Annotated in this window: 10 protein-coding genes; 3 read left to right on the top strand and 7 right to left on the bottom strand. The window is 52.8% G+C overall.

The window, feature by feature from the left end; translation table 11 throughout:
- Positions 1–654: 654 nt before the first annotated feature.
- Entirely contained in the window at positions 655–861 is a 207-nt protein-coding gene (locus HAPAU_RS19420; protein WP_008418277.1) for a cold-shock protein, read from the bottom strand.
- Between the two features lie 180 nt (positions 862–1041).
- Here HAPAU_RS19420 and HAPAU_RS19415 point away from each other — a divergent pair, with 180 nt between their 5' ends.
- Complete coding sequence (locus tag HAPAU_RS19415) at positions 1042–1311, top strand: DUF7571 family protein (RefSeq protein ID WP_066385845.1); 270 nt, start codon at positions 1042–1044, stop codon at positions 1309–1311.
- Positions 1312–1800: 489 nt separating this feature from the next.
- On the opposite strand, the gene HAPAU_RS19410 is transcribed toward HAPAU_RS19415, so the two are convergent.
- On the bottom strand, positions 1801–2163 hold the full coding sequence (locus HAPAU_RS19410; protein WP_066385844.1) for a DUF5518 domain-containing protein: 363 nt from the start codon (positions 2161–2163) through the stop codon (positions 1801–1803).
- An 836-nt stretch (positions 2164–2999) separates the two neighbouring features.
- On the bottom strand, positions 3000–3872 hold the full coding sequence (locus HAPAU_RS19405; RefSeq protein ID WP_066385842.1) for a YihY/virulence factor BrkB family protein: 873 nt from the start codon (positions 3870–3872) through the stop codon (positions 3000–3002).
- 848 nt (positions 3873–4720) lie between these two features.
- On the opposite strand from HAPAU_RS19405, the gene HAPAU_RS19400 reads away from it, so the two are divergent.
- Positions 4721–5056 carry a hypothetical protein gene (locus HAPAU_RS19400; RefSeq protein ID WP_066385838.1) on the top strand — a complete coding sequence of 112 codons (336 nt, stop codon included), beginning with the start codon at positions 4721–4723 and terminating at the stop codon, positions 5054–5056.
- Between the two features lie 504 nt (positions 5057–5560).
- On the opposite strand, the gene HAPAU_RS19395 is transcribed toward HAPAU_RS19400, so the two are convergent.
- The 4 genes from HAPAU_RS19395 to HAPAU_RS19380 all read right to left on the bottom strand — a co-directional run bounded on the left by HAPAU_RS19395 (position 5561) and on the right by HAPAU_RS19380 (position 10349).
- Positions 5561–5926, bottom strand: coding sequence for a hypothetical protein (locus HAPAU_RS19395; RefSeq protein ID WP_245634274.1), 366 nt, complete (start codon positions 5924–5926; stop codon positions 5561–5563).
- A gap of 1281 nt (positions 5927–7207) precedes the next feature.
- Positions 7208–8062 (bottom strand): lysylphosphatidylglycerol synthase transmembrane domain-containing protein, encoded by an 855-nt coding sequence (locus HAPAU_RS19390; protein ID WP_245634273.1) that lies wholly within the window; start codon positions 8060–8062, stop codon positions 7208–7210.
- A gap of 298 nt (positions 8063–8360) precedes the next feature.
- On the bottom strand, positions 8361–8822 hold the full coding sequence (locus HAPAU_RS19385) for a metal-dependent hydrolase (RefSeq protein ID WP_066385837.1): 462 nt from the start codon (positions 8820–8822) through the stop codon (positions 8361–8363).
- Between the two features lie 93 nt (positions 8823–8915).
- Positions 8916–10349, bottom strand: a complete 1434-nt coding sequence (locus HAPAU_RS19380) for an aryl-sulfate sulfotransferase (RefSeq protein WP_066385836.1) — start codon at positions 10347–10349, stop codon at positions 8916–8918.
- Positions 10350–10936: 587 nt separating this feature from the next.
- On the opposite strand from HAPAU_RS19380, the gene gvpA reads away from it, so the two are divergent.
- Entirely contained in the window at positions 10937–11161 is a 225-nt protein-coding gene (gene gvpA, locus HAPAU_RS22845; protein WP_084383942.1) for a gas vesicle structural protein GvpA, read from the top strand.
- The last annotated feature ends 74 nt before the right edge of the window (positions 11162–11235 follow it).

Below are 11235 nucleotides of genomic sequence, written 5' to 3'. Positions count from 1 at the left end.
TGAGAAGGGAAACCCGTCTTAGATTATATTACCTGTCAGAGCCACCGATTAGGGGTTAAATAATGACTGTTTTCTAAAAATCACTATTGTCTCTACGTCCCCAAAGGCAAGCACACATCTGGAAATGGCGGCAATCCTCGTGGTGCCTTCCTGCCGGCAACCGTCAAAAGTGACCTTGGCGATGATGATACCGATACTGTGGTCAATACGATTCGTGGCTTAGAGTATCGTGATCGAATTCGGAGTATCTCTCCCTCATAGCTACTCACGTTTCTCGAGATCCAAGAGGACTCTGGGCTACAGCACGAGCAAATTCACAATCTACTGTTGCAATTCGATACAATTGACGCTGGATCGCTTGCTGGGTTGGTTCAAGACGTGATAGAGTTCCGTGAGCCACAGTCAGGAGATGGGCGAGAACAAGAACGAGACCCAGAGGGGTGGACACCGGACGGTGGTGCAAACGCTGTGGTTGGCGAGATCTCTCGGCGTGAGCTTCCTGGGACTGCTGACCTAACGGTTGCAATCTTCGGTTACGCACCGTTTTCGATCTCGATGTTTCTGGCGTGTATAGATAGCCTCCGCTGGAACGAGTAACCGTCTAAAAAATCGAGGGTAGTGTTTGTCGCTGTGAGCGACGAGTGTGTCTCGGTATTACTGTCGGACGACGTTCGCCGCGCGAGGCCCCTTCGGTGAGGACTCAATGTCGAACTCAACCTCAGTACCTTCCGTGAGGTCCTCGCCGCCGACATCCTCCATGTGGAAGAAGACGTCTTCGTCGTCGTCGAGATCGCCGTCGTCAGTCGAAATGAAACCGTAGCCGCCAGTATCGTTGAAGAAATCAACTTTTCCGTTTGCCATTGCAAACAAATGTAGTCCCCGGCGACTGATAACACTTCCGAGCGTCGCGGTACCACGGCTCTTCTTTTACGAGATCTGTGGAACGATTGGTCACGCGTACAATTCGTTCGAATTTCAGCAGTCAGTTCGGGTTCGGGACAGGTATTTACCGTACGGTCACGAGGGAGAAAATGCATCGCCATGAAACCATGCCAGAACTGCCAGACGGTCATCGACGAGTATCTCCTCGATAAACAGCTCGATCCCCTGCGTGACCTCACGGTTGACGACTTCAACGTCTGTGCGGACTGTGCGACCATCGTCGCGGATGCGTGCGTGAAGTGTGGCGGCGCAGTGTACGTTCCCCGAACTGAATCCGTCACTCCTGACTACTGTCCGGCGTGTCGGTCTGATCTCATAGATCGTACGGGCCACGATCCTGGCTGGACGCGTGGCAACGTGTCCACCTGAACGGCAATCGCTCTCGAACACTATTTTCGTCAAGATGACCGTTCAAGAGTCACGCATACTAGAGTTAGTTCAGTGAGAATGTCTGAAAGAAATGGGGTCGTCGTGCTGAATACAATCCCTGTGCAGCACCTCGTTCCTCTCACATTCTGAGTGTCTCACTAGAGTACTGATTGTCCCATCTGCGGCTGTGTGCACAGACTCCCATCTCTTGACGTGGTCGGCCTTGTGCAACAAAATGTCCTTAGATGCGAGGTGTTGCACAAGGGAGACTCTCTTTGAGAAGCGACTACCCCCCTATTGGTCCTAGTCAACAGATACGCTCATCATCAACGGCCGATATCGTATGTATCTCGGTACGACTGGTAGTATGCCTTCTTGAGCTTCGGTCACTAAGAAGAGCGGTCCAGCGAGACACCGAAGGGTCGGATGCCCGATGTGACCGGTGTCGGTATCGCTTTGCGGTCGTAGTCCGTTAGTGATCCATCATTTTCAGTTGATGTACCCACCGATTGCACCACCGACCGAACTCGGGATCGCGGTAAGGAATGCGATCAGAACCCCGATAGCCACTACACTTCCGCCGAACAGTGCCCCCAGTTCTGATGAGCCGAGTGCGAAGCCAAGGAGGGAGATAGCGACACCGGCGATAGTTGCAATAATAATCCCACCGAGAGCGCCGGAGAGAAGCGAGTGCCAGGCACCGTCTCTGGCATCATGATTGGTGAGGTAGGCCGAGACGAGGCCAGCGAGAAACCCAGCGATGGCGGTCCCGACCCCTAGGAACGCAAACGCGATGATTCCGAACACTACTTGCAAAACGAACCCGATACCGACCGAGCGCCAATCAGTCATGAACACTAGATATGCACGTTCGGGCACTGAAACCAGTACGGCTTGCGATATTCGCGTCCATGACTGTCGAGAGCATTCCTCGCCCACAAGTTCTTACAAAATTATCGGCTTACTCATGATCCTGGATTGATGATCTACAGGAAACTGACGACCTGGGAAACACCTTCTTCAATCTAACACAGTACCTCTACGTTGTTCAGAAACTGGATGAATGATCCAATAGTTGGCGAGCAGTTATCGTGCTACTAGGTGAGGTCTCTTTACTCACCAGCCACCGACTCACCCATTCAACGAAAGCTTGGAGATGGTGGCGCAAACGCTGTAGTCGGCGAGGTCTCTCTGCGCGAACTTCCGGGAGCTGCTGACCCGAAGGTTGTAATCTCTCCCTCCCGAGAAGATGGCATTCCATTTCTCGAGGAGACCACTGCCCGGGGATTGGTCCGTGTCGGGTAGAATCCGGAATATGCTGGACTGTATATCATCGGTGCTGTTGGGGCCGTCACGTATGGTGTACGAATAAAAGAGATCGTGCCGACGAGTGTGGCACCAGTGTCACGCTCGCTTGCGTCCTCTACTGGCGATTAGACACCGGTCGATCAGCACACGCGTGTCGGTGTGTTTGAGCCCGAGTCGGTGTCGGCGTTGTCCAATCCCATTTCGTTGGTAACGTGTGTTCCGTACGGGCTGCGATATACAGGCCTCGAGTCGTTCCGGACAGCAGAGACCACAGATGATATTCTGTGAGCCGGACGTTCTTTCGTGTAGCGAGTTATTGAATCTTCTATAGATACTCACTCTACGCTGCTTGCGAGCCCTTTAATAGTGTCTTGAACATTTCAATTTAAAGCAGATTGATTCACTTGGACGCTGGTATCCGTTGATCGGTTATAGAGTACGGCATTCACTACGGCACCAACCAAGAGTATCATACTACCAATATAGAACCAGGTAAGTAAGAGCAACACACCACCAAGCACACCATATAGTTCGTATCGGCCTGCATTTGCCGCATAGAGTCCGAAGCTAGTATTCAGGATTACCCAACCGAATGCTGCAATGATCGCTCCAGGGAGCGCTTCGGCCGCCGAATGGTCGATATCCGGGAGCAGGTAATAGACCGGCAGGAACACCAAGGTCAAAACGACTAGTACGCCTACTATACTCATCACACCGAGTAATGGTACATCTGGAAGTATTGTAAATAAGACACTGATTCCAACTAATCCGCTTCCAGCGACTAAAAGTGCAACGAATAACATTATAGCGGTTGTAATCTGACCTATAATTGGGAGGTATGTCTTTGTCTTATAGACTACGGAAAATGCGATATCAAGGCCTCTGAGGAGTCGAAACACACTCCAGACGAAAAGGAAGATCGCTCCGACAATGACACCTAATCGCCCCTCTGTGCTCGTAACGGCGTTACGAATGAGTTCTTGACTGGTTGGTGTCAGAAATTCCTGGGTGATGGTAATAATCTGTATTGCGAGGTCATCGCCACCGATAGCAGAGATAACGATAAATGTGACAATGAAGAACGGAATGAGCGTAGCGAACGCGTAGTATGCAATACTTGCGGCGAGAAATGGTAATTCTATGACTTTTGCAAGGCGGATCATCTCTTTGAGTACCGTCTTGACTTGGGTAATCCATGAGTAGAGTTGCCCGAGATGGTGTGAACTCACTTGACTGTAGTCCTCCGTTTGCATAGGTTCCCTCTAGTCATGAGTGCTCCGTTCAGTGATCTTGACATAGAATATTAACGTGCCTGTTTGAACCGCGACAAACGTCGTTCATGCATAATACCTGCTTCAGCCTGTCGCCCATTGGCGACGCTAACTTTACTCACTTGTATTAATGATCTATGCCATAGTCAGCCTTACCTGTAGATCCTGTCTGAATCGCTTTGATGCGTCTCTGTCTGGAAGAGCTCCGGTGGGAATACGTGTCCTCTCCTGGTGATCAGGCACCGTTCGATCAGAACAGGCGTGTCTTCGTGTTTGAGCCCGAGTCGTTGTCTGCGTTGCCTGATTCAACCCTGCTGGCACCGCGTGTTCTGTACGGGCTGCGGTAGACGGACCTCGAACCGTTCCGGACAGCGAGACGACAGACGATATTCTGTGAGGTGACCGTTCTTTAACCTAGGAGTTGGTTTTGTCAGGGTCATACGACGATTTGGCCGTGTTGAAATTCCTCAAGCGGTGATCGGCTTTAGGAGTCGTGCTGAATACAAAGCGCCTATCTCGTAGAACGAATCCGCGGATATCTCGGCATATTGTAATTACATCCTGCTGCACCTACTGCTGGGCAATCGAATGTTGCGTAATCTGATTAAAATCCGGATGCTGTCTTCCGTTCTAATCCCTGGACGACTCGGGACATCGAGTGCTCTTCCAATCTGCAAGACCCCTGTGACGGCGGTGAAGAGATCGAGAGGGAGTACCGAATCCGTCGGCCAGGCGACCGGCGGGATTGGCCGGGTGCTCCCGGGTCGCGCCGTCCAATCTCGCGCCGAAAGCACGGATGAGCACAAGTATCCGGAGAACGAAGAGGGAGTATGGAACTGACGAAGAATCTTCGCAATCGTCACTGGCTTATCCGCATAGTCCTCCCCGCCGGGCTCGCGGTCGTCGCACTCCGGTCGCTCCGGCAGGGTAAGCCCGTGCGCGGCGTGCTAGCGGGTCTTGGTGTCGTCGCACTTGGGTACAGCGCTGTGACCGAATCCAACGACGTGATGGAGCATCTCACAGTGGATCTCGATACCGAAGCAGCGAGTGAGACCACACAGCTGCGCTGTGCAATCTGTGGCGACCCCATCGTGCCTGGCCAATCCCGACGGCCGAACGAGGACAACGAGACCGTCCACGAGGCCTGTCTCAAAGCGTCTGCGTGAGTCTCTGAGCCAGTCGCTGGGTCCGCCATATCCTCCGTCGAGAGAGCTAGCCTCGAGTGTGCCACTGAGTATTGCAACACGGCCAGACCATCGCAATCCGCGCCAGCAGATACGAAATACTATCGCGCGGTGGGGGCCGTACACGCAGCAGACCGCAGCTTTTGGGACGAGAGCTAACGGCGGCATATCCTCGGAAAGTTCTGGCTCTGCTGGATTCCTCAGGTAGCGATGGGTTCAGGAGGAGAAACGGATACGGATTTGCTGAACTCATCCTCTGTATGCAGCACCCCATTCAGGTCACATTCTGAGAATTCAACAGAGTACTAATTGTACCATCTGCGACTGTGCGCACGGATTACCATCGTTTGCTTTGGTCAGCCTTGTGCAACAAAACGTCCTCGGATACAGAATGTTGCACAAGGGAGACTCTCTTCGAAGTGACTCCCCTCTGTTAGTCCTACTCAACGAATACGCTCCTCATCAGCGGCCGCCATCGTAGGTATCTCAATACTGCTGATAGCATGCCGTCTTGACAGTCTGGAGATCGATCTCACCAGAGTTTCGGTCACGGAGCTCAGCGAGGAGTCGCAGGTAGACAGAACGTCGCAGTGCTCGGTCGTCACCGAGGAGGGCTGCAATCATGTATCGATCACCGATTGCGTAGTTCATCGAATCATGGAAGGCGAGAACGACTGTGGCGGACGCAGGCCTGATCCCAGGGATTGACGTGAGAGTTTCCAGCTGGAGCTTCGTATCGTCGACGAGGAACGCTGCTTGGCTTATTCGCTGGACGAACACTGCAGGAACCTCGTACAGCCACTCGATGTACCAATCTCGCCGTCCGCGCTGGGCGTTTAGCTTCCACTGCATGGAGCCAGTGACGTAAACGGAGATGAATCGTCGGATCTTTTCATCGCTGTCTCTAACGCGTCGACCATGGGCCGTGATATTGCAGGACAGGTGAGGGAGGTGTGGGATACATATATGGGTGGTAGAAACGGATTCGTCGGTTCTGTCTTCGCGAGCGTATCACGTCACGTGTGATCTGGATCGGGTCGATCCCAGTGCCGATCATGACGGCCGTAACGTAGAACATGAGCGGCGGGTAGGCGAAGGGCACCCCATCTCCGTATAGTACGGGATGGTCTCGGGCCTGCGGTAGCCATTTTCGAGCAGCACCTCAGCCATGTGAGGGAACAGCGCCGTCGCGTACGACGGATATGGATGGGTAAGGTAGTAGCTCGTGACAACGATGCTGCCAGCGAGAAGTGCGACCGTGAGCCAGACTCACTCATCATTAAGCAGCGTCCCGACCGTGAGCATTCCGGTCTCCTCCCGTTCCCGGCTCCCATACTTTTCGGCCATCTATTGACTGCTCCGCACTGCGAACGACGTCTGTGCCTCGTTGCTCTTGTCGATACCCCTTCTGAGAGCACTGGTAGTGACAGAGACGTCCGGAACGGTGGCAGCGCTTCTCAAGAAGAGGCCAATACCGACTGTAGAGGTCCATTCGCATACTGACGGGGCGGAGTCATGGAGTGTCGAAACAATCTCAGACGAAATTGCCATTGGTATATCCTACCGACACCATAGTGAAATTCTTGTCGAGTTCTCGGTTACGGCACGGTATTTCTGGTCTGTGTCCCACGGTGCATGTGCGATAGGCTCCTTTTGTTAGGCTAAGGCAGTAGAATTATACACTTCGTCCGCAAAGAGTAATTCAGTGGGGTCTTCTGCGTGGAAGGATTACAAATCGAATCTGTGGATGGTTCACCAGAGGGTTATCAGATACATATTACAACAGCAGACACGGATCTCTCATTTCAGTGTGATAGAGACCAACTCGAGATGCTCCAGACCTGTATCGAACGAACTCTCGCAGAGACTACTCTCAATAGTTGTCGGCTGAATGGGGAAACGGGGTTTGCTCTGTCGCCGTGGATAAATAGTAATGAGGGAGAGGACACTCACAAACTCATCATTAGTGTTGCAGGAGAGATTGCTTCGCTTCCGCTTGATCAACAGCAATTAGAGTTCTTTGCTCATTCTGAAATCGATACTATCTGTGAGTAAGGTGGTCCAGCAACTGCGCGTGTTAACAACTGGCAAGTAACGCAAATTCGTTCGATTCTACACGAGTAACCGACAAACCTATGCTATTGTTCGGACACTGAACGCGGCCATCGAACTCCCACCGATGATCACCGGGAGCCAATAGATCACTCCTCGATAGATCAGAACCGCTGCAGTGACAGTGGTGACAGGGAGTCCTGTTGTGGGGACTAACAGTACAATAAACGCATCTTCAATACCACCGAGACCGCCCGGTAACGGGGCCGCTCCGGCGAGGTTTCCAAGTGGAATCACGAAGATCGCAATATAGAGTGGGACATTGTAACCGATCGCTGCGAATGCGGCCACCAATGCAATGGCCTGTAGGAGCCACCCGAGCAATGAGAGACTGAACGCAATCGCAAGATGATGCCGCTGAGTTGCTATTTGGCTGAATTTGTCGAAAAATCCGTGAATGCGGCGGGAGAGGGTCGCAGCGATGATCCTTGAGTCTGCTGTTCCAATTGGACACCAAGCAACAATTTTCGCGATATGTTTCGGGAGTTCGTCGGTGATAAAACCTTGATACCGCCAGACGGCGCTCATAAGGAGTCCCAAACTAGCGATAAGGGCTAACGCTGTCCCGAGAGTTATTTGGAGACGCTCGCCAACGACGGCGGTCGTCGCATAATAACTGACCCCGACGAGGATTAACGAGAGTGACGGGACGACATTGAGCATGTCGACAGTCGCGATGCTCGCAAGCCCAGTCTCATAGCGAGCGTTAGTGACCTTTGAGATCAAGAGGGCTGCAATGGGTTCACCACCGGCCTGGCCAAACGGAGTAACGTTGTTTGCGAAAGCAGCACTGGTATAGACGAAAAACGACAGGCCGCCGGAAATGGAGATCTCGAGAGAGTCGAGTACCGTTCGAAGGACGAGCCCCCAAAGCACTGAGCCACAGGAAGGCACAGATGAGTGTTGTCCCAACGAGCGTGAGATTAGCACTGGCGAGTGAGTTGAAGATGGGCTCAGCACCGACAACGAGAAAGAGGCCACTCAAAAGAGCAAACGCTTCCGCGAACCCGATAAGCAGTGCTCGCCAATCCCAACCGGCCATGCCTGTTGAAGGAAGGTCTGGATCTTTAAACAACTAGATTCTCTTGAGGTCGTCGTCACTGTGTGTTCGATGTTCAGACGAATCCTTCCATTGTCAGTTTCAATCAAAGAGAGGCGGCAGAATCAGTGATCATTATCCAGTATCTGACAGAGTCAGCGGCACATGGCCTTGCCAGACGAGTACCCCAAGCGAGAGCGTCCAAAGAACGAGTGTTCCCACCGGATCATGAATGGGGAGATCACCACTCACACGAAAATCAAGTGGAAACAACCACTGTACCCCCATGGGTGATCCTGAATCAATCACCAAGTGCGAGACAACGGCGAGGCCACTTGCCAGTTCAAGTCGCTTGGAGGAGCGAAATAGGGTAGCCACGGCGACGACCACACCGACGAACAACAATGTATGCGTTATCCCCCTGTGAACGAATGGTGTTCCCCAAGCCGCTGGGAAGAAGAAATCGACGTCGGGAAGAATTCCAACGATAACACCGACGGTTGGGTTGACGTCTGTAAACGCCTGGACGAGCGCATAGCCAACGAGAGCATGCGTGAGAACCGCAACGACACGAAATAGCGCGAGTTCCCAGTCCATAGATCGCTGTGAATACGAAAATACATCAGTATTGCTTGTCAGCAGCGCCAGACTATCTTTTCGTAACGTAAAATCGATGACTGAATATCACTACTACCGCTTCTGGTAGACGGGGAGTCGCGCTCGGATTCCCCTGTCATACAGCTGCCAACCGAGTTCGATTCCGAACCATGCGATTGTAGTCAGGGCACCAACAGCCACGGCAGCGTAGTGAGGGGTGGTCATCCACACCGGAGTGATGAACAGGATAGCATTGAGAATCCGGTGGGGAAGCAACGATTCGATGATAAGGCCGATCTCATCGTAGATCCCCACAACTACCTGGAGCGGGTCGAACCCGCTGTCACTTTCGGCGCTGTCACTGACTCCATCGGCATCACTCGGCGTCTGGGACTCGTAGCCCAGTTGCTGGGCGCTTTCGCCACCTTCGCTTTCGTCGCCGGTTTCGAGGCGCTCGGCGTCATATGGCATCGTTGAGCCGACCTCCCAGACGGCCTCCCAGCCCCCCTCGCCATCGGGACTCAGTTCCATGACGCGATTGCCATGGCTATCAACGACGAGCGTGTTGCCGTTGGGTAGTCGGTCAGCGTCCCGTGGCCACTGCATCCACTCGTCGGACCACTCCCACGTCTGAGTCCATTCGTCGCCCTCGCGCTGGTACTCTTCGATGTTGCCGTTCTCCGAGTCGGCGACGACGATAGCGGGTCCGCCTTGATCGGTCGGAATGTAGTCGGGGTTGTGCTGCTGGTAGAGAACGTCATGATCATTCTGGGCTCCGAGTGTCCACTCTTCTTGGAGGCCCTCCTCAGGGTCGACGAAGACGACCTGATCTTGGTTGCGCATGCTGACCATGATCGTCCCGTCGACCTCGCTTTCGGGATCGTCGATGTACTCGACGTCGTTGATGTGCGCCCAATCACCGGGGAACGGGCCGCCCTCTTCAATGGGGTAGTCAGCCTGCGCATCCCACGTCCACTCGATAATCTCTGTTTCGGTGTTGACGATAAACACCTGATCAGCGACCATATCGGCAACGATAAAGCGGTTCTCGCCGATGCGATCGGCGTCGTGCCACTCGGCAGCCGTCTCCGTGTAGTCATACCGCTCGTAGAGCACCTCGGTCTCGCCGGTCTCCAAGTCCGTCTGCTCGATGACGTTTCGCGCACATGGGGGCGAGCCACATTTCGGCCCCTCGGTGTGGATGGTATCAGTCGCCGTGTATTCGACGGTCATCGGGTCGTCTTCGACGGGATCGACGTCAAAATACTTCGTCCGTTCGTTCTCATAATAGAGAATGCTCCCATCGGGTTCATACGCAGTGATCGTGCCTGCTCGCCCTGACTCAGTGATGACCGTATGACCGTCGGCCTCCTCGGCGCGTGGGACGTCCTCTTTCGTTGCCGTTGAGAGAGTGTCAGCGGTTGCGCCACTAACGAGAACGGCGATCGAGAGAATGATAATTACTGCGAACAGAATCCGTAGCCAATTGCGCGAGACGGCTGATCGCGCACGTTCGACACTGGACATGGTTGTTCTGTTAGATCCCGTCTAGTATTGCAGGAAGATTGTCTACACGTTGTGCTACCATATCTCAGTACTATAGGTTAAGGCAATAGGAGTTTCCATTCTACTGTCTTCGATAACCCGATTGAATACTCATTTGGCTCACGATCAGAGTCTCGTACTCCAAGTTGGGGAGACGACGCTTGAGGATCCCTTTGATGAAGTCCCTGCCAATTCGGCGGTGTGGGCTGGGGGGATGGTGACGGATTGTGAAGGAGAGAGATCGTTGGAGGCAATTCTAGCGGGAGACATGCTCGTAACCAACTGGAACTCTACGATGAGCTTCTTGTGATCACGACGGCACCGACTAACTCGCGACCGTTTCAGACTACTCGTGCTTGTCTTTGATATCGAATTATGAGTTTAACCCTGTTCCAGTAATATTTGTTAGGCCACATGGGTTACTGGTGAACAATATGACAATACCGAACTGTTTTAGCGCTCATTTTAAGACAGGTGGTTATTCTGATTGATATGTTACACAGTCTGGGCAGCAATTATCTACGAAACACTAAGAGGGTACAGATATGGTATCTATTCACGATGGGACTATGAGTTCAGCTCGACCAAGCACGTCAAGTCTAGCAGAAATACTGGACCGAATTCTCGATAAAGGTATTGTCGTTGATCTCTGGGATCGTATTTCCGTACTGGGACTCGAGCTTATCACTGTTGAAGCTCATCTTGTGATTAGCTCTATTGAGACGTTCCTTCACTACGTGAAAGAAATTACCAGCTTCCCTCTTCGGCAAGAACGCCATAGACGTTGTCGCTGAATGACTTCTGCACGGAATTAAGTGCCTGCAAGAACGTCCGATAAAAATCGACAGCTCTCTCAAAGAGCTGTACA

The sequence above is a fragment of the Halalkalicoccus paucihalophilus genome (assembly GCF_001593955.1).
In the GTDB taxonomy this organism is placed as follows: domain Archaea; phylum Halobacteriota; class Halobacteria; order Halobacteriales; family Halalkalicoccaceae; genus Halalkalicoccus; species Halalkalicoccus paucihalophilus.
This window is presented reverse-complemented; position numbering and strand designations above follow the sequence as displayed.